The organism is Leptolyngbya iicbica LK, from assembly GCF_004212215.1.
GTDB classification, from domain to species: domain Bacteria; phylum Cyanobacteriota; class Cyanobacteriia; order Phormidesmidales; family Phormidesmidaceae; genus Halomicronema; species Halomicronema iicbica.
Window position 1 is genome coordinate 1,345,136 of record NZ_QVFV01000001.1, and the last position, 19,737, is coordinate 1,364,872.

Sequence of the window (19,737 nt, forward strand, 5' to 3'; positions counted from 1 at the left end):
TTGATTCTCATCTGGCCATCGCTGATCATATCAGGACATCGGCGCGAAACCGAAAGTCTTTTGTCTCACCCGCTAGACCACTCTCGTAGAGCTCCAGCCATGAGCCACGCGCTTGTTGAAGCCGTTCCCCATGGTTAGTTGACACCTTCAAGCGCAGTTTAGCCAAGACGTTAAACGACATTTGCGTGAGCAGTTTCGGCAAAGACGCCCACTTGCCGGAATTTTTGGTAGCGCAGTTCCCGGCGTTCTGCTGGAGATAATACCAACAACGATTCCAGGTTATCTCGGAGCGCTTCACGCAAGATTTCTGTAGCTTTCACTGGGTCAGCGTGGGCTCCGCCCAATGGCTCTGGCAGCAGCACATCGAGAATACCGAGATTCATCAAATCCAACGCAGTGATTTTGAGGGCTTCGGCAGCTTCGGCGGCGCGGCCCGCATCTTTCCACAAAATAGCCGCACAAGCTTCTGGACTCGCTACGGTGTAGACCGAGTGTTCCAACATCATGAGGCGATCGCCAACGCCGATGCCTAACGCTCCACCCGAGCCCCCTTCACCAATGACAGTGCAGATAATGGGGACATCGAGCGCAAACATTTCACGCAGGTTATAAGCGATCGCCTCGCCTTGCCCCAACTCTTCAGCTTCGTAACCAGGAAAAGCCCCGGGAGTGTCAATGAACGTAAAAATTGGCATGTTAAAGCGATTGGCATGTTGCATCAACCGCATGGCTTTGCGATAGCCACCTGGCGAGGCCATGCCAAAATTCCGCGCCACATTATCCTTGGTGTCGCGACCCTTTTGATTGCCCAACATAACGACCGGACGCCCCTCGAACCGGGCAATGCCTCCCACCAAAGCAGGGTCATCTTTGCCGGAACCGCGATCGCCATGCAGCTCAATCCACTCGTCGCTAATCGCTTGAATATAATCCAACGTGCTCGGACGGCGAGGATGGCGAGCGACCTGCAGCCGTTGCGCTGGGGTCAAACTCGCGAAAATTTCTTGCCGCAGTTGGTCCGCACGGGTCTCTAACTGCCGCAGTTGTGCGGAAACATCGACTTCATTGTCTTCTGCCAAATTACGAATCTGGTCAATGCGCTCTTCCAGCTCCACCAGCGGCTTTTCAAAATCTAACAGAATGGTTTTGCGTTGGGTCGTCGGCATAATTTCAACTAAATCGGTTTCAGAGTCACGGCAAGCTAATGGCAGCTAAATGCAATTCAGGCTGATCAAATCAGGAAACCTCTTTCAGTAAGCATAGCGGCTCCTGTTTTTCTCTCTTGAGGGATTCACAGACTGCGATCGCCCAGTTCGTCGTCTATCCGCCACACGACTAGACAAACACTCCCATAACTCAAGCACTGATGAGCCATCAGCAAGCTATGACAGCGAAAGCTTGCACAGGGCTGTCAGGGCATATCATGGGTTTTCCCTAGCCGTAGTCAAGACCCTCCCGAAACAAGAGACGGAGAATTGAGCTGAAGCAACGGGCGGAAGCCGTGACGTACCGAAGATTGACCAATCATGTCCATTTTTTCCAGGGTGATTTGGTTGCGGCCCCATGAAAAGTTCGTGTACCACTTTTCAAACTCCAGCAACATGGACTCGGCAAAACACGCAAATAACTGCCGCGCTGGCACATCCATATTCACAATGGTCATAATGCGCCAGTCAATATCCAGGGAATGTTCGACAATGCCCCCTTTCAAGACATAGACACCTTCGGCGTTAAAGTGAGTATCCAAATTTTTGGGATAACCGCCATCAATCATGAGGCAAGGTCGTTTGAGAATAGACGGGTCAATATTGACCCCCTTAGGCATACTCGCGACCCAAACCACAATGTCGGCCTGGGCCACAGCCTGCTCCAGGCTATCGGCAACCGTGCCTCGACCCAGCTCTGTTTGCAGGTTTTGCAAACGCTCTCGGTTCCGCGCCACTAACAACAACTCTTGAATGTCCGTGCGAGCGGTAAGCCAACGACAAACGGCACTGCCGATATCACCCGTAGCCCCACACACCGCAACAGTGGCGGTGGAAAGATTGATATCCAACTTTGCGGCAGCGGCCTCAACTTGCCGACAAATGATGTAAGCCGTGTGAGTGTTGCCCGTCGTAAAACGCTCAAATTCCAACGAGACATTGCGCACCTGCCGCATCTGACTCAAATTAAAATTTTCAAAGATAATCGATGAAAATCCTCCTAAAGCCGTGATGTCAATGCCGTTTTTCTGAGCATGAGCCATCGCATTGACCACTTTACGAGCCGCTGTTTTGATGCGGCGAGCGGCCAGCATCTCAGGGAGAAAACAGGATTCGACGTAACGCCCTTCAATTACCTGCCCTGTAGCGCTAGTGACTTTGATGTCGTCAACAATCTGTGGCGGTGCGCTACACCAAAAATCGAGCCCTTGATCAGCATATTCGGGATAACCCAGGTCCCGTGCGACTGCTTGAGCGTGATCGAGACTAGTTAAGTGTCCAATAAGACCAAACATCGGTAATCCTGCGTGCCACCTGTGAGGGAATAAAGAATGAGGCGATAGCCAAAGATTTTCTCACCATACAGCATTTTTTACTTACCAAAGTCCATCATGCGATCGGAAAGTGCGGACTTTACTCAGCGCCCATTAGAACGACTGCATCAGCAACTTCACCGCCATTCAGCATATGAGTCTCGGGGCGTAGCCAAGCTCAAGCGCATGTTCACCGGGAGAAAACCGCTCCACCTGCGATGTTGAAGAATATTTGTAAAAAATGCGATCGCGACCTTGAGATTAAGGCGCGATCGCATCTTTACCCGTGAAAGCCAACTCATGACGGTGGCTTTCATACGATTATCACTTTCGTCTAGGCATAAACGAAACTTAAACAGTTGCCAGCCCTTGCGCCGACAACTTCATGACTTCACGGCTCGAAAAGCCAATGTTACCAAGCGCTTCACCGTAGGTAATCATGAAATCCTCAACGAGGGCTTCTTTTTCCATCCCTAAGACATTCGCATCATCCGCAACTTGATTAAGCATGGCCCAAACAATCGGCAGATTTTGGCGATTGGCTTCTTCTAGCTCAGCTTTGGAAGCTTCGAAGTTAGCTTTGAGCCACTCCTCTCCAAAATTGAGGTGCATATACTCGTCCTTAACGACGCCCTCAGTAATTTTGCGGGCAAAATCATCGGCAACGGGAATATAGATGTTGTAAGCCGAAATTGCAAAAGTTTCGATGATCAGTGACTGAATTAATAAACAAGTCACGATCTTGCCTTCGTCCCAGGCTTGCTTAAAATTCGTGTGCAGTTGCTCAAAAAAAGCTTGCGCGAACGCCATATCGGCAGTCACGGACAAATTCCTGCCGCATGCCTGAAAGCCTTTCATGTGGCGCTTTTCCATCTTAGCCAAACGCAAGAGATCATCCTTAGCGTCGGGGATGAGTTCTGCCAACTTACAGTAGTTGTCGAATGCCTCTTGCTCACCCTCAATTACGATCGCATTGATCCGGCTGTAAGCGTCTTTGTAGCTCTCAGACTGGTAATCGAGTGCAGGAGTGATATCCAACTGTTGCATAGCTATATAGTCCTTGCGTCTAGCATATGATACTGTCAATCCTGCTCCCAATAATACACCTCTAAAGTCAAGACCCCGCAACATAAAATATTACTGGGAAGCGGACCGAACTCATTTCAGTCTAGCTTTAGAAAAGCGGGGTCGAGGCAGTAAGTCTGATTTAGTCAACGCTGTGCCTGACTCGAGCAAATTTGATGGGTTGAGCTAGGGTGTCGATTGATAGAGACTGACCTATCAGTGCTCAAAAGAATCGATCTAAGCAGTCCAGAAGTTACATCTAACTGTATTTTTATCATCGGCACTGCTGGTAAAACGCTGACGTGCTCTGCTGAACGGTACCCCAAACGACTTACCGCCGAGGAAATTATCCCCTCGGCAGTAAGCTTGATGATGTGCATGGCCTAGTTCGAAACCGTTCCCAAATAAGACCCATCACTCTTCACTCAATCAAGGGGCCATGCACTGAAATAACCTTCCCAGACCAGCGCAGGACCTGAAAGGGTTGGGCAATGCCAAGCCCCAACGATTGTGGATGCTATTTTCAGGCAACTTCCTAACCAGAATTGATCGCTATCCTGGCGACAGCCGCCTGAATAAACTCGACATAAGTGCTCGGATCCATCACTCTGGCGAATTACATCCTCTTCTTCTGCAGGCACTTACACGCTGCACTATTTTTGTCGAGCGCGCTGATAGTACACCGGCGAGCCCTGATCAGCCACAAAATGGCAGGTGCGATAAGAACGCCAAAAGCTTTTCCAGATAGGCGTAGTCGATTTGCGATAATAGCTGCCCAAGACTGGCTTAATTGCTTCAGTCGCCGTTTGCAGATGATAGTGAGGAATGCTCAAAAAGATGTGGTGAGCTACATGGGTGCCAATGTCGTGATGAATTGGATTTAAAATCCCATAGTCACGGTCAATGGTGGACAAAGCCCCCTTTAGGAAAAACCAGTCTTCGTCGGGATACCAAGGAATATCAGCTTCGGTATGGTGCAGGTAAGTGACTAAATCGAGCCACATTACGAAAATCACATAAGGCACTCCGTAATAGGCCCCTAACGCCAGCCAACCAATTTGGCTGCCAATTGCAACTAGCAACGCCAGCATTCCCAACAACCAAATCGTGCTGGTCAGAACGTCCCACTTTTCGCTGGGCTTAAACAGGGGACTGTCAGGCAGGAAATGAGAACCACCGGGGCGACTGGGCGATCGCCGAAATAAGTAGACCGGATATGCAATCAACGGTGCGTAAAAGCGAACCAGTTTTTCGGGCCAGGTCATCTCGTTGTACTTCGTTTCACTGACGGGATACCAGCTTTCATCGGTGTCCAGGTTTCCTGTGTTGGCGTGGTGGGTACGATGGCTGATCCGCCAACCATGAAAGGGGACCAAAATAGGCGTATGGCTGAGGTGACCGACTAGATTATTGACCCACTTGTATTTAGAAAAAGAGCCGTGACCGCAATCGTGACCAACGACAAATAACGCCCAGAACATAGTGCCTTGGGCGAACCAATAAATGGGCCACAGCCACCACGCTTGGATGGCAGTGGCGGCAAAGAATAAGCCAGCAATAATGCCAATATCCAAAAAGAAATAAGCCAGCGATCGCGGTAGAGAAGGCGCAAAACAATAATCCGGAATCGCTGCACGCAGATCTTTCAGCGTAAACGGCAGCTCACTAGGGGTCGCTGCAAGACGACTCACTGACGAGGGTGGTTCGGAAGAAGGAGGAGATTGTAATTGCACAGATGAAGGCCAATCGAAGGATAAGGTGTGAACCGCTAAACCCATAGGCTTAGCAAGACAAGATCAACCAACTAGTGTTGAGCTAGCGATTCATGCTCTCAACACTATCGGCATGGAAAATACTGGGTGAGCCTATCGCAAGCTCTGAAAGGAGCGATAAGCATTCACTTCGTCATATAAGTGACATTGGCGCGTAATCTGAGCCATGAGTTGCCAAGAAAACTGACGAATGTGGATGTGCTCACCCCAGTTGCTCATCAGGCTCTGATGAGCGCGGCGCAAATTGTAAGAGGGAATACCCACGGATAAGTGGTGAGGAACATGCACATTGATGTCGTGACAGAGCACCTCAACCCACTTGGGATACGTGCAATGGACAGTGCCAGCGAGTTGAGCAGGAACTGCGGACCATTGAGCAACTGGACGAAACTGAATCTCAGGAATCGTGTGATGCACAATCGTAAAAGTGCTCATCCAAAAGTGATACCCCAGCCAGGGCATGAGCCAGAATTTCACAATGCCCCACAGCCCGAGTGTGAAGTACATCGTAGGAAAAAAGACTGCGGCAAAGGCTAGCACGACTGCGATTGAAGTTTTTACCGCTCGGCGATCGCGCTCGGCAAAGTTGCTGACCCTAAAGTGCAGAACGGCCCAATGTGCAATTGAGCCCACCCACCAAAAACTGCCTCTGAGGAGGCGATATCCCTTTTGCAACCACTGAGGTGCCGCTTGAAAGGCTTCCACCGTCCAAGGCTCCCAGGCGTTATCGACATGCAGCTTATTCGTATGAACGTGGTGATGATCATGCAGAATCCGCCAGCAATGAAACGGATAGATGAGCGGCATCATCATAATGTGGCCGACCCAATTATTCACCCAGCGGCGCTTCGCAAAGGAGCGATGACCACAATCATGACCGACTACAAATAGTCCAGTCGCCGCAGTGCCGGCAAAGAACCAGGCAAAAGGAAGTAAATACCAAGGTACGATTGCAATTGCACCGATGCCTGCAGCAACACTCAGGAGTGTGACAAGGACTGAAAACCAGGCTTTACGCCAGTCCTTTTCGAAACAAGATTTGGGAATTGTCTGAATAACGTCGCTTAGCTTCAGCTCATGTAGCTGAGAAGCGTTAGCTGCCGGGGAGAAGGCTCCGGCAGAAGACGGTAAGGTAGCAGTCATTCATAGCCTCGCATAAATATCAGACTGCGTTAGAGCGCTGATCCAAACCACCCCTTCCCTATGTTGTTGACGCCGCAAGACAGCAACGATGTGTTGCACATTCCGACGTTGCACTGATGAAATCGATGGGCAGCTCAAAATCTTTATTAAGAGTCTGATATACAAACCTTAACAGTCTACCCTAAGGTGACCGGACTTTTACTCCGGATTCTCACTCAAATCAAGCTTTTCAGACTTAGGCACAACCTGGTTTAAGCCCCATTCTCGAAGGGGTACACCGTAGGGGGTGATGCGCTGATGTGATATGTGGCGATCTCTGATGGTCTGTGCTCAGTCGCGGTTAAAAACCGAGATCTGCCTTGGCCGCTTCTGAGGCTCGGAAAAGAGATTCATCCGGCATATCTTCCCAGGCGGTGGCACCAACTTCCTGATAAAACTGAGCGTCATAGGCGCGGGTGCGCACGACTACCGGCATCGGCGTTGCGTGGCCCAGGATTAATGCCTGTTGTTTGGAATCCAGCTTTGCCAGGACCGATCGCAGGCTTTGGGCTCCGGAAACGCCCGTAAAAATCGCGTCGATATCTTTCTCATCATTCAGCAAGGCCGTGATGCGGGTACCGATTTGCGACATCACTTCGTTATCAATACCAGAGGGGCGCTGATCGACCACCAATAACGTGACGAAGTATTTGCGCATCTCGCGGGCAATGGTACCAAAAATCGTTTGGCGCGCCGTCGCTGGGTCGAGAAAGCGATGTGCTTCTTCAATGGTAATCATCAGCTGTTGGGGGCGATCGCTAGGATTTTTGGTTTGCAAAAACCGTTCCGCCTTTTGGACATAGATGGCGTGAATGCGGCGAGCAATCACGTTAGTTGCCAACATATAAGACAGCAAATTCGACTGGGAGCCAAATTCCACAATGACGTGCTTACCCCCATCGATCGCCGTCAAAATTTGGCCCACATAATTATGCGGACAGGCGGCGCGGATGTATTTCAGATCAGCTAACCGATTCAACTTCCGCTGGAGCGCCATGATCGAAGACTTATTGCCCATCTTGGTTTCACAAAAGTCTTGAATCTCTTCGTTCGTCATTGCCAGCAGCCGATTAATCCAGCTTTTGCCAAACTCATTGCGCAGAATAATGGCATTTTCTAAGCTGGCTTCCGATAGATTCAGCTCACCGCGTACCAGCATCAGATCTTCCACATCAATCTGATCAAAGCTGATGTAAAGTTCCTGAGCATCTCGTACGCCCCGGCGTTTGGTCGCTTCAGGATCAAGGGTAAAGATCTGCACCTGACCCGGAAATAGTTGCCGCAAGCCCTTAACGGTGCTGAAGTGCTTGCCCTCGCTCACGGCTTCCCAGCCATACTCGGAGTGCATGTCAAAAATCAGATTGACCGCCGCTTGTCGCTGAATCGTGCCCGATAGCAACACCCGGGTGAGGAAAGATTTGCCGGTGCCTGACTTGCCAAAAATGCCGTTGCTACGCTCGACAAATCGATCCAGATCCAGACAAATTGGCACGCTCATATCAATGGGCTGGCCAATAACGAAATTACGCCGATGGGGGTCATCTTCCCACCCAAACACGACACGAAAGTCACGCTCAGCGGCGTCATACACCTGGCTGAAATGGCTGGGAATCGTTTTGACGGGCAACAGTTCTACATTGGCGCTGCTTTGCACTTCATAAGACGCCGCACCTTTAGGACGCTGCTTTGGCGATCGCGCCGATTGACCATTGGCGATCGCATCTTCAGATTGGGGGGTAAACATCAACATGGGACTAAGGCTGGCAGTACCATAAGTCCCAGTGCCAGAGAGCACTTCTTGCAAAAACAAATTGCTGGGTTCAGGCGGATTAGCCAAAATGCGCGCACTGGCAGTGCCCAGCGCAACATCGGTGAGCATACAAAAAAAGCGCGATCGCCGACCTTGCACCACCAAAAACTTGCCCACTCGCAAATCTTCGACCGAGACATCGGGATGCAGACGCACTTCTAGGCCCCGAATGAGTGAGCCCTCGATGACAGACCCCAGCGGCTTGCCAAACTCCATAGGGTATCCCCCGCAGTATTGCTCCTAATAGTAGATCGATCCATCCACTTTTAGTACAAAAGTTAGTACGTCACTCAATATCGGAGGGCGTTTTGCAGACTGTTCAGCAATAGCTAGAGAGGCTGACGGCCCACAACGCTGACCGACACTCCCAAACATGGAGAGGAGATCGCGATCGCAACACCATGCAGACGATTCGCTCTCAATTTCCAGATCGGTTCTTCCGGAACGGGAACTTTTACGCAGAATGCATACACAGGACAGGGGCCTACCAGCTGATCAGAGTCGTTGCCGCGTGCCTTGACCGTGATTCTGGCTACAGGTCAAACTCACCGTCATAAACACCAGACTCTAGCACTTGGTTGTAATGGTCTCCAGGGGCCTCTCTCAGAGCAGATCAGAGCACTGGCAGCATGCTCCCAAGCAGCAAATTGGCCGCAGATTTTGACGACTTACAGATTTTTGAAGACTTCAGTATTAGAGCAGCTACTGCCAGTGACCAGGGAGAACAACCCGACCGATTGTTGTTCTTGTTTAGAGTTATCCCAGTCACTCTTGCGTAAAGCCAAATGATACCGAGAGTTTGCCAGTGCTAGGCATTCACTTTGGGGTGCAATTGCCATGCTCAGCTCAAGGAATATAGTGATGACGCATTACACGAATACCCCCACATCGCAGTCCACAACCAGCTCTTCTTTGCCAACTCCTAACCGGCAACTGGGGAGGCAAGTCGCCCCCAGCTTACAGAAGTTGTTAACCCTATCGACCGGGAGTCTTTTACTCTCAACCGTCGCTAAGGCACAGGCCCAAAGTGCCGTCTTTTGCCCGCTAACCGAGGGCCAGTTACCCCTTGAATGCGCCGATCGCTCGCTGACTCCTGACGAAGCTCAAGTTACAGCAACCGCAATTAATCAGCCCGATCTCGATCGCCCTCTCAACCGTGCAGTCGTGCCAACGTTTTCCGCAATCGCGGCGGCACCTCCCGATCAGGCGAGCCATGCAGAGAGCGTTCCCCAGGTTGAGGCCCAGGTTGCGATCGCGGCATCAGCTTCCCCCACCCCAACTTCCGTCATCGCCAGCCAACCTGAGCCAATGCCAGCAGCGATCGAAGCGGCATCAGTCGATTTAGCGGTGGAAAATCTCCAAAAATCGCTCAATCGTGCCGGATTTGCAGTGGAAGTCAACGGCGTCTTTGATCAACCCACGCAAACCGCACTGCAACAGTTCAAAGCGCAACGGGGTCTCAACGTTGTCGGTATTGCCGCGACTCCTGAACAAACCAATCTGGTTTCAGCCATGCCAGCGGGCTACAGTGGCGGTCAAAGTCTGCTGCTCGTGCAAAACTCTGATGACGAGTCGTCTGAGTCCGCCCCGGAGAACAGTACGGAAGCAGCCGACACGGATAGCGACAGTGACGCAGACGCAACCGATACGCCGCCTGCAGCGGAGACAGAAGCCGAAAATAGCACCGAGACAGAAACAGAAACAGAAACTCCAGCAGCCGAGGACAGCACCGACCCAGAGCCAGAAGCAGAAGCTCCAGCAGCCGAGGACAGCACCGACCCAGAGCCAGAGGCAGAGGCAGAAACAGCCCCGAATGTCCCCGAAGGTAGCGAAGACGTCGAGGACACCGATACAACCCCACCAGACACCTCCGCCGACAGCCCCACCGAAGACGATACAACCACCACGACGACAGATGAAGGCGACGATACGACAGCTGATGAGGAGCCGTCGGGTGAGCTGGACACGGACCCATCAGAGGGAGAAAGCACTGGCGCAACGGATGACCGTACTGATGCCGAAGCAGCTGACGATGCCCCGGAAACGAATGCCAACGAGCCCACTGGCGCAGATACGCCAGCAGAAGACACCCCAGCAGCGACGCCAGACCGTGTTCACGCCCCAACCCCCGAGGCATCTGTGGATAAGTCAGGAAGTCCAGCCATGACGCCGCGATCGACGCCTCCGGCAGATGCCGCGAAAAAACCGGATGAGCCCGGCGGCAACATCAGCAATACCGCCACCGGCACCAGCCGCGAAACTCCGCCCCAAGGAGCCAGCGCCGATGTACCGGTCACCAGCCAGCCGGTCTTTGGCTTTAATAAAACAGTTACGGAGGTGATTAACCCCGATGGTTCGATCGCGGCTGACAACCTTGTCGATGAGGCGGGTGACACGATTAAGTACACCATGCGGGTCAGCAATTTTGGGAATGTGACGCTCACTGGAGTCGCGATCGCCGATCCCTTGTTAAAGGCCGCTCCAGCGGAAAATGTCACCTTGAGGGTGGGCGAAGAGCTCTTTTTCCAAGGGGAATACACAGCCACGCAAGCCGATATCGATGGTGAGAACGCATACATTCACAATGAGGCGAGCTTTAGCAGTCATCAAACCTCACCCAAAACCGATGGCGAAGCCGTACCGATTCGCAAAACCCCAGCCCTAACCGTCGACAAGCAAGCGACGAATATCGATCGCAAAAACGATGGTCAACTCAATGCCGTCGGCGACATCATTGACTATTCAATTGTGGTGACCAATACGGGCAATCAAACGTTGACCAACGTCCAAGTCAACGATGGTTTGATCGGCAATCAGACCATCGATCAGTTAGCTCCCAGTGAGAGCAAAACCTTTTTAGGCCAGTATAAGTTGACGCAGCAAGATATCGACTCCAATGGCGGCGGCGACGGTGATATTGATAACTCAGTGATTGCCAAAGCCGATCAAGTTCCCCCTGCCGAAGCTTTTGCCGAAGTTGAATTACAGCAAAAACCAGCCTTAGCGATTGAGAAGCGAGTCTTGGAGGTGGATGAAACGGGAGATGGCGTGCTCAATAATGCTGGTGAAAAGATTCACTATGAGGTGATCGTGACGAATACTGGCAATCAAACGTTGAACAACGTGATTGTGACCGATCCGTTACTGGGCGGCACAGTGGACGAAGGATTCTCATTATCGCCAGGGGCCAGCAAGTCTTATAAGTTGACTTACACCATCACCCAGGCCGATTTAGACAATGGCGGTGCGCCTTTGAATGCACCAGAATTCCTCAACCCGAGCCAACCATAATCAACCAATACCTTCACAGCACCGACAGCGGGCCGCATCCCTGGTCTACGGCCCGCTGTCCGATCTGGAAGTGAGTGAAACGTGGATATATGTAGACACTCATCGGCAAGGGACACTGATGTCGTCGCTTTGCTGGCTGTATTTAACGTTGGGGACACCCGTCATGGCAGCTGGCCAGAGCGACTAACCGCGTTCCATCACAGCGCCGACGCGCACTCATCCGACCCATTTCATACGGTTTTAGTTTTGAAACGTCCCACATTGCCAATAAGGCTTGGTTATAGCAGAAGAAAAATCCTGGTCATTAGTGAGCCGATAAATCGAACTGCCCCATTTATGAGGCTTGGTAGTGCCTCTGCCACAGAGCTGAAATAACGTAAATTCATTGGTTATGTTTTCGACTGTCCCAGTAAAGGTTAAAACTGGTATCAGTAGTCGTCAAATGTACCCAGCCTCGCGGCTCTAACCGCCATGAGTCCCACTTTTGTCTCAACTATCCTGACTGCCATGATTGTGATCGGCGGCTGGGTTCTCGATCAAAACACTTTGGGCTGCAGGACCCCCGTTCGGGCAATACTCGGTCTAATCACACTTGCGATTGGATCTTGGATTTGTCTAACGATTGTGTTTGCATTTGCGTTTAAAGTTCCAGGAGCTTATGGCCCTGTGCAATATTGGGTGGGAGACTCGGAAGCTCACCGTTTCATCTCTGGACCTCGAACCATCGCACTATTTGCCATCTTGGGAGGTCTTATCTTTTCTAGTCTATCGATCCTCGCGACCTTGCTCTCTTTAGCATTCGGCCCGAAAGGAATCCGATTCAAGAGAACTGTTCTTCCGACAGCAGCACTCGCCATCTATGGATTAGCCTGGTGGTTATTCATTCGTTGCGGGTTTTACCCCAGTGCTTGAGCTGATACTCGAAATTTACAGTTGAGAATGTCTCGAGGGTATGCGGGACATTTCAACACTAAATCCGTATCACACCCGAGTCCTTACCGATATTTTTTAAGCAATAAGTCCAACTTTTCCAGCGTCGCTGCGGGAGCCTTGTCTAGAGGAGTGATCACCGCATACTTCAGCGCATCATGGGCTTCCGAAGCGGGGGGTTGAGTAGCTAGACTGCGCACCGCAGCCCGAATGACCGCTTGGGCATTTTTGGCATTCTTTTGCAAATTGCCAATGACCATTTCGACGGTGACGCTATCGTGATCGGGGTGCCAACAATCGTAATCGGTGACCAGTGCGAGCGTAGCGTAGGCAATTTCGGCTTCGCGCGCCAGCTTCGCTTCCGGCAGATTGGTCATGCCAATGATGGTCGCGCCCCAACTGCGATACAAATTTGATTCCGCCTTGGTCGAAAAGGCCGGTCCTTCCATACAGACGTAGGTGCCGCCGCGATGCAGGGTGACGTCGGGCAAATTGAGACTGGTGGCGGCATCGGCGACGACTTTGGCTAAGGCATGGCAAATTGGGTCGCCAAAGGCAATATGGGCAACAATGCCTTCGCCAAAAAAGGTGGAAATGCGGTTTTTGGTGCGATCAATAAACTGGTCGGGCACCACCATGTCTAACGGCTTAGCGGACTCTCGCAACGACCCCACGGCGGAGGCAGAAATCAAATACTGGACGCCGAGTTGCTTCATGGCATAGATATTGGCCCGAAACGGCAACTCGGAAGGCATAAGAGTGTGGTTGCGGCCATGACGGGCGAGAAATGCGACCCGAGTCCCTTCTAAAGTGCCGACAATCAAAGCGTCGGAGGGCTCGCCAAAGGGAGTGTTGACTCGCACTTCTTCGATATCGGTGAGGGCATCCATTTTGTAAAGTCCGCTGCCGCCGATAATGCCAATGGTCGCCTGTGATGTCATAGAAACGCTTTGCTCAACGCCGTTGATTGTAGCGAGTCCAGCCCGGTTTTTGCGATCGCGCGCTCATCAGAGACGTCATTGATACCGCTATGCCCTACTTTGAGCGATGACTCAAATCGCTTATAAATCCAAGAATTCAGAGCCTGAACCGCGCTACCCGTTATTGCGATCGCACCCAGTCCAGACATGTTTGCATCTGCTGCTGCATGACATCAGGAGCCGCGTGATAGCGACGACCATGCCCCGGCAACACCCACTCAAACTGGTATGTCGCTAACTTTTCCATTGATCGCACCAGTTCCGCCCAGGAATACCAGCAGTAATTGCGAAAGGCGTAGAGTTGTTGCAATCGTACAGACCACGCGAGGTGATCGCCTGTGAACAGGAAGCGATCGCGATATAGCAAGACCGTATGTCCTTGGGTATGACCCGGCACAGGAATAATCGTAATATCGGGCGCAAACACAATCGGCTCAGTCCCCTGCAAAGGCAACTCAATGTCGGCAGTACTGGGGGTGATGTCAGCGGCGTGTAAGAGGCGATCGCACCCAAACCGCTCATGCCATTGTCGATGATCCGCGACATCATCCCGATGGGTCAGATACAAATATTGCACCCCACCTAACGCCTCTAACTGTTTAACCAGGGGCGCGGCAAATCTTGGGGAATCGGTCAAGATGTTGCCTTCGGGCCGCTGAATGAAATAGCTCGCCGCGCCATAGGATTTTTCAGAATGGTAGCCGCAGTGGTAGACATTCTCCGCAATGGGAATCGGCAAACTTGCTTGCGCTGCTTTCATATCTGGCGGAGGAGCCACAGTGCCAATTGAAGCCGTAGGACAGGAAAGCACCGCCTGCAAAGCGGCCAACCGTTCAGCCTCAGTCGTGGGCTGATGAAACACGGCTGACATACCAGCCTCTCGGGTAAACACACTGGGCACCATCCATCGACAAGTGTCACAGTCGATGCAAGAGGTGTCTACATAAATGTCGCCATCAACATTTTGGGGGCGACGATCTTTGAGATGGGCCATAGTCTTGGTCAACGCTCCAAGCGCAGCTAGTTTAGGTATAGCACTGCCGCTAGGAAGCGTTGGATGGGGTGATCAGGTCATGCCACTGCGGGCACATCGGAAGGATCGGGACGTTGAGCGATCGCTTTAGCAGATTTGGCCGCTTTGCCGGAGAGGATGCGATCACCAGATTCTGCCACCTTGAGCACATCGCACCCTGGCGGCGCAGGAAAGGCACAGGCCAACTTAGCTGCGACACTGGGTGGTGCTTCAAACAGTAAATTTGTGAATCCTTCAGCCTCGTGACGATTAATCAACTTAGCCTGCAACTCAAATAATCGTAGCGCCACCAACGGATACACCTGCTGAGGAATGCCCAGCAAAGCCCATCCCTTCTTTTCCTTCGCCCGCCGAAAGCGCACAGTCTCCCAAACTGGCGAGGCAAAAGAGACATCAGCCGTGGTTGTGGCAAGACCAGTCATAACAGTTTTTGCATGAACATCTGTTCTAACTCAATATTAGTTCGTCTGTACTTTATTCGCAAGTTGGCCTGTGATCAATGCCGTTCATTTTGAGCCCTGGGCCAGAGCGATCGCCTGGGCTCGTCGTCCCCAACCCAAGGGGTGCTTGTGGGTTTACACATGGGCAAATGAGTAGTTTCTGTTACAACCTGTGCAAAGATGGAAAAGCTGTCAAAAATGTCGTTGCTTTCCCCTAAGAGCAAACGGCGAGCAATTGAGAGGAGGCATAGTTAGCCATGCAGGTTGGCGATCGCGTACGAATCAAAGATTCGGTTATCTTTTATCATCATCCCCTGCACCGCAACGCTGCCTATGATGCGCAGGGCATGGAAGGGGAAGTGACCAAGATCCTTAAAGATTGGCAAGGTCGTCCCATCAGCGCTAATTTTCCTGTGGTTGTCCAGTTCGCTGTAGAAGGGGCCAAGCGGCCTTTTCAAGCACATTTACGTAGTGACGAACTGGAAACTGTCGCTTAATCGCCGTCCCTTATTTTTCTCCATCCGTACTGGCTGACAACAGACCAGACAGACGTTAAAACCCTCGTTGTTGTTGATGTTAAGCAACGAGGGTTTCTTGTTGTTGGGGTATTTTGGATCGATTATTCCTGGCCAGCAGGCGCTAAGCGTTTACGCAGCGACTCGGCGCGACGTTTAGCAGTCTTGTTGTCAGGGTCGTACTGCAGAGAGAGCTCATACGATTCCAGCGCTTGAGCCGTCAGTTGCTTGCGCTCGTAACTATGACCCAAATTATTCAAAGCGGTGACATAGGTCGGGGCAATGTCTAGGGCTTCTTTATACTGGCGGATGGCCAGGTCATATTGCTCTTGAGCAAAATAGGCATAGCCCAGAGCATTGCTAATCAAAGCCGCTTGTTCTGACTCTTCCTCAGTTAGCAGCTTAAGCGCTTGCTTAAGTTGAATCACCGCCTGGGAATAGAGTTTTTTATCCAGCAAGAGGCTACCCAGTTCGTAGTACTCTTGAGCGCTGCCCTTTTCTTTGCTCAACTTGCTTTGCAGACGGTTGAGGGTACCCTCGACCCGTCGCGTCTTAAATACTTGGCGAATGACCAAAACCGCCGCCACACTTAATAAACCGAGCAGCGTTACCAGATAGGTCAACAGCAGATTGGTATCTTCCATATCTCCGCTTGTGAAAATCAATTCAGAACTAGCATCTTATACCGATCATCTTGACATGCTAAATGCTCTCCTTGAGGAGTTCTCTCTGAAGGTTGGAAATTCTTGACAGAAGGCGAGATGTCACGGGAGATCAGCCGTCTCAGCCCTGGTCGCAATAAGGGGGCAAGGGAGCAGCGGAGCCAGGGGGAGAGCGTGCTGGAGTCGTCCCTCAGGTTGATTGCGGGACGATCGCTCAGGGCAAGCCCCAGTAAGTGGCGCGTTCTTCGAGCCAGCCGTCGGCGTGCCACTGGCCGATCGCACCATTTACAAACCGCTGCAAGTCCATGTACTGATTGCCTTTGGGGAAGGCGATCGCCAACGGTTCCGCCGTCAGCACGCTAGGCAACAACCGATAACTGGGATACTCCTGTACCCAACCGGATAAAACAGTGAGGTCGGCCGCGATCGCATCCACCTGACCTGCCTCCGCCATCATGTAGCCCTGTTGATAGGAATCGATCCCCACCAAGGTTGCGGTCGGCAGCGTGTAGTTCACATGGGTCACAGCTTCTGATCCGGCAATCAAAGCGATCGTGCCGAGCTCTAAATCCTGCAGGGTACGAATGGCCGGGTCGCGAGTCAAGAAGGCCGTCCCATCCAGATAGTAGGGGGTGCTGAAATTTACGACTCGTTGCCGCATGGGAGTGATGGCGAGACCGGCGATCGCCAGATCAACCTCGTCATTCAGCACTGCCGAAAGCCGATCCAAGTTCGACACAGGGACAAACTGGATCGCCGTTGCATCATCAAAGAGTTCAACAGCAAGCCGGGTAGCAATGTCAATTTCCAGGCCTGCCAGCTCTCCGGTATCATCCACAAACCCGAGAGGACGCCAGTTGTCCTTAACGGCGACCACCAGATAGCCGCGTTCTTCGATCGCAGCTAAATCGGCTGAAAACGCAACTGGGGCTGCAAGAACTTGCACCCCCAGTACCATGCCAAAAATAGAAATCGGTAAGCGCATGTCGTGAGCTGACAAGACTACCTCAAAAGTTTAGGCTTTGCTGGCAATTTCGACGACCTTGCCAAATCCTTCGGGATCTAGAATCGCCATCTGCGCCAACATCTTACGGTTAATTTCAATATCAGCTTTTTTCAGCTGTCCAATCAGTCGGCTGTAGCTCATGCCGTGTAGGCGAGCTGCTGCGTTGATGCGCGTAATCCACAACCGACGAAAATCCCGCTTCCGACGACGGCGATCGCGATAGGCATACCGCAAGGCCTTCATGACCTGCTGATTTGCCGTGCGAAAGAGCTTGGAATGCGATCCACGAAAACCTTTTGCCAACTTGAGCACCTTTTTGCGGCGCTTGCGGGCGACATTACCGCGTTTGACCCGTGCCATTCTGTCTTAGTCCTTGGTATTTACAACTATCAACTCTGAAAAAGTTGATCGATTCAGATTCAAAGCCTGATGCCTTTCACTCCCAGCTCACGGCTAGGAATAGGGCAGCATCAGCTCAACATTGGGCGCATCGGCATCAACGACCACAGCTTTCTGAGATAGACGGGCTTTACGCTTGGTCTTTTTCTTATCCAGCAGGTGATTGCGGAATGCTTTGCGACGTACGAACTTGCCACTGCCTGTGCGCTTAAAGCGCTTAGCAGCCGCTCTGCGAGTTTTTAGCTTCGGCATGACGACGTTTTCCTATTTTCGACGCAGTCTTCCATGATATACCCAGCTTCTAGATCTACACAAGGGCTCTGCAACTCTGGCAGTTTTGCCATCCAAGGATGCTGGCGGCTTTTCTCAAAAAATGTGCGGATGTTGGGCGAGCCTTCCTGAATTGAAGTATAAATGAACTACTCAGGCGAGGAAGGCCATGGGTTTTCCAGTGCCCGGCGATGTCATTGAACAGAGCCTCGACCTCAATCGTTATCTCATCCGCAACCCCGCAGCGACTTTTTTGATGCGGGTCACGGGCGACATGGTGGTTGACACGGAGGTGCAACCAGGCGATTTGCTGGTTGTGGATCGTTCGCGCTCGGTACAGGGAGGCGGGTTGGTGGTGAGCGTCATGGAGGGACAACTGCTGGTGTTGCGGGTTGAACTCGTAGGTCCGCGCCTGGTACCGGCGATCGCTCCTGAACCTGCAGATTTAACCAGTCTGGAAATTTGGGGTGCGGTGACCAACATTATTCGCGCGGTTTAGATCACCATGTTTGCGCTGGTCGATTGCAATTCATTTTTTGCCTCCTGCGAAAAGGTCTTTCGTCCCGACTTGGCCAACCAGCCAGTTGCCGTACTGTCGAACAATGATGGATGTGTAGTGGCGCGATCGCCGGAAGCAAAACCGTTGGTGCCCATGCAGGCGACCCTGTTCTCGATTCGACATTTGGTCCAACGCGGCAAACTCCACGTTTTCTCTTCGAATCCGGTGCTGTACAAAGACATGTCGCGGCGTGTGATTGAGACGCTGCAACATTTCAGCCCCGAAGTGGAACAGTATTCCATTGACGAAGCCTTTTTGGGGCTGCATGGCTTTGCTCACCGAGACTTGACGGACTACGGTCAACAAATTAGAGCCACGGTGCAACAGTGGACGGGGATTCCCGTATCGGTGGGCATCGCGTCGACCAAAACCCTGGCAAAGCTCGCCGCCCACGTGGCGAAACGGCATCTCGGCTGCAAGGGCGTGCTGAACTTCAACGCGTTGGAGGAGGTGGATCAAGTCTTGGCGGCGATCGCGGTCAGCGAAGTTTGGGGCATTGGCCGCCATCTCACGGCCAAACTCCAGGCCCAGGGCATTCTCACCGTGCTGCAACTCAAACAGGCAGACGCAAAGCGCCTCAAAAAACAGTTTGGCATTCTCGTCATGCGAACCGTGATGGAGTTGCGAGGAATCGCGTGTTTTCCGATGGAGCCAGTGGCCGCGCCGAAAACGATGCGGATCGTGTCTCGCTCTTTTGGCCATGTCGTGACTGAACTCTCTGAGATCAAGGAAGCCGTGGCGACCTATGCCGCTCGCTGTGCCGAAAAGCTGCGGGATGATGGTCTGCTGGCCCATCAATTTGCAGTGGCCATTCGCACCAGTTATTACCGACCAGACAATCAATACGCTGCCGTTCGGTCCGTCTCCCTAGAGCCACCGACCAATGACACCGCAACGCTCATTCATGCCGCCATGGGCCTGACCACAGCGGCCTTTAAGCCAGGGTATGACTATCTCAAAGCGAAGGTCATCGCGACTGAACTCACCCCAGCGGACGCTGTGCAGGGTGAGTTGTTTGCCGCGCCGACCAATACCGAGAAGCGCGATCGCCTCATGACCACTATTGATGCCCTCAACCGCCAACTCCATCCCGATGCCGTCAAGTTTGGGGCAATGGGGCTGAACCCGACTTGGGGACTGCGATCGAACTATTTTTCTCAACGCTACACTACGCACTGGGATGAGATTCCGACCGTCCAGGTGTGGCCACTGTCGCAGCATTGCGGATGCAATTAACGTCAAGATTGATGGTTGAGGTTGTAGCGTGGGGTCGAAATCACAAGACCCAAGGGCTCAAGGGCTGAT

At 52.1% G+C, this 19,737-nt stretch carries 17 protein-coding genes; 4 read left to right on the forward strand and 13 right to left on the reverse strand.

Going from position 1 to position 19,737, the window contains the following annotated elements; genetic code table 11:
- Nucleotides 1-170 precede the first annotated feature (170 nt).
- The 6 genes from DYY88_RS05660 to DYY88_RS05685 form a co-directional block, all read right to left on the reverse strand.
- Nucleotides 171-1,166 carry an acetyl-CoA carboxylase carboxyltransferase subunit alpha gene (locus tag DYY88_RS05660; RefSeq protein ID WP_039725937.1) on the reverse strand — a complete coding sequence of 332 codons (996 nt, stop codon included), beginning with the start codon at nucleotides 1,164-1,166 and terminating at the stop codon, nucleotides 171-173.
- A 278-nt stretch (nucleotides 1,167-1,444) separates the two neighbouring features.
- Entirely contained in the window at nucleotides 1,445-2,500 is a 1,056-nt protein-coding gene (locus DYY88_RS05665; RefSeq protein WP_039725938.1) for a long-chain acyl-[acyl-carrier-protein] reductase, read from the reverse strand.
- 369 nt (nucleotides 2,501-2,869) lie between these two features.
- Nucleotides 2,870-3,565, reverse strand: coding sequence for an aldehyde oxygenase (deformylating) (locus DYY88_RS05670; protein WP_039725939.1), 696 nt, complete (start codon nucleotides 3,563-3,565; stop codon nucleotides 2,870-2,872).
- Between the two features lie 671 nt (nucleotides 3,566-4,236).
- A complete protein-coding gene (locus DYY88_RS05675) occupies nucleotides 4,237-5,274 on the reverse strand; it encodes a fatty acid desaturase (protein WP_039729511.1) in 1,038 nt (345 codons plus the stop codon).
- A 174-nt stretch (nucleotides 5,275-5,448) separates the two neighbouring features.
- Nucleotides 5,449-6,498 carry a fatty acid desaturase gene (locus DYY88_RS05680; protein ID WP_039725941.1) on the reverse strand — a complete coding sequence of 350 codons (1,050 nt, stop codon included), beginning with the start codon at nucleotides 6,496-6,498 and terminating at the stop codon, nucleotides 5,449-5,451.
- Nucleotides 6,499-6,838: 340 nt separating this feature from the next.
- A complete protein-coding gene (locus tag DYY88_RS05685) occupies nucleotides 6,839-8,563 on the reverse strand; it encodes a helicase HerA domain-containing protein (protein ID WP_039725942.1) in 1,725 nt (574 codons plus the stop codon).
- Between the two features lie 645 nt (nucleotides 8,564-9,208).
- Between DYY88_RS05685 and DYY88_RS05690 the strand changes: the two genes are divergently transcribed.
- Nucleotides 9,209-11,638 (forward strand): CLIPPER-2 domain-containing protein, encoded by a 2,430-nt coding sequence (locus DYY88_RS05690; RefSeq protein ID WP_044151080.1) that lies wholly within the window; start codon nucleotides 9,209-9,211, stop codon nucleotides 11,636-11,638.
- Between the two features lie 995 nt (nucleotides 11,639-12,633).
- Here DYY88_RS05690 and DYY88_RS05695 read toward each other — a convergent pair.
- From DYY88_RS05695 to DYY88_RS05705, 3 genes are all read right to left on the reverse strand, one after another.
- Nucleotides 12,634-13,509, reverse strand: coding sequence for an S-methyl-5'-thioadenosine phosphorylase (locus tag DYY88_RS05695; protein WP_039725946.1), 876 nt, complete (start codon nucleotides 13,507-13,509; stop codon nucleotides 12,634-12,636).
- Between the two features lie 160 nt (nucleotides 13,510-13,669).
- The gene (locus DYY88_RS05700; RefSeq protein ID WP_039725947.1) at nucleotides 13,670-14,542 is read right to left on the reverse strand and encodes an MBL fold metallo-hydrolase; all 873 of its coding nucleotides are present in this window, start codon (nucleotides 14,540-14,542) and stop codon (nucleotides 13,670-13,672) included.
- A 77-nt stretch (nucleotides 14,543-14,619) separates the two neighbouring features.
- Nucleotides 14,620-15,003, reverse strand: a complete 384-nt coding sequence (locus tag DYY88_RS05705; protein WP_039725948.1) for a hypothetical protein — start codon at nucleotides 15,001-15,003, stop codon at nucleotides 14,620-14,622.
- 275 nt (nucleotides 15,004-15,278) lie between these two features.
- Here DYY88_RS05705 and DYY88_RS05710 point away from each other — a divergent pair, with 275 nt between their 5' ends.
- On the forward strand, nucleotides 15,279-15,518 hold the full coding sequence (locus DYY88_RS05710; RefSeq protein ID WP_039725949.1) for a ferredoxin-thioredoxin reductase variable chain: 240 nt from the start codon (nucleotides 15,279-15,281) through the stop codon (nucleotides 15,516-15,518).
- Between the two features lie 122 nt (nucleotides 15,519-15,640).
- Here the strand turns inward: DYY88_RS05710 and DYY88_RS05715 are convergent, their stop codons facing one another.
- From DYY88_RS05715 to rpmI, 4 genes are all read right to left on the reverse strand, one after another.
- Nucleotides 15,641-16,180, reverse strand: a complete 540-nt coding sequence (locus tag DYY88_RS05715; protein WP_039725950.1) for a tetratricopeptide repeat protein — start codon at nucleotides 16,178-16,180, stop codon at nucleotides 15,641-15,643.
- 232 nt (nucleotides 16,181-16,412) lie between these two features.
- Nucleotides 16,413-17,198, reverse strand: coding sequence for a transporter substrate-binding domain-containing protein (locus DYY88_RS05720; RefSeq protein ID WP_236146322.1), 786 nt, complete (start codon nucleotides 17,196-17,198; stop codon nucleotides 16,413-16,415).
- 15 nt (nucleotides 17,199-17,213) lie between these two features.
- Nucleotides 17,214-17,564, reverse strand: coding sequence for a 50S ribosomal protein L20 (gene rplT, locus DYY88_RS05725; protein ID WP_039725952.1), 351 nt, complete (start codon nucleotides 17,562-17,564; stop codon nucleotides 17,214-17,216).
- Nucleotides 17,565-17,657: 93 nt separating this feature from the next.
- Entirely contained in the window at nucleotides 17,658-17,855 is a 198-nt protein-coding gene (gene rpmI, locus DYY88_RS05730) for a 50S ribosomal protein L35 (RefSeq protein WP_039725953.1), read from the reverse strand.
- A 187-nt stretch (nucleotides 17,856-18,042) separates the two neighbouring features.
- Between rpmI and DYY88_RS05735 the strand changes: the two genes are divergently transcribed.
- The gene (locus tag DYY88_RS05735) at nucleotides 18,043-18,372 is read left to right on the forward strand and encodes a S24 family peptidase (RefSeq protein ID WP_039725954.1); all 330 of its coding nucleotides are present in this window, start codon (nucleotides 18,043-18,045) and stop codon (nucleotides 18,370-18,372) included.
- A 6-nt stretch (nucleotides 18,373-18,378) separates the two neighbouring features.
- Nucleotides 18,379-19,668 carry a Y-family DNA polymerase gene (locus DYY88_RS05740; protein WP_039725956.1) on the forward strand — a complete coding sequence of 430 codons (1,290 nt, stop codon included), beginning with the start codon at nucleotides 18,379-18,381 and terminating at the stop codon, nucleotides 19,666-19,668.
- Nucleotides 19,669-19,737 lie beyond the last annotated feature (69 nt).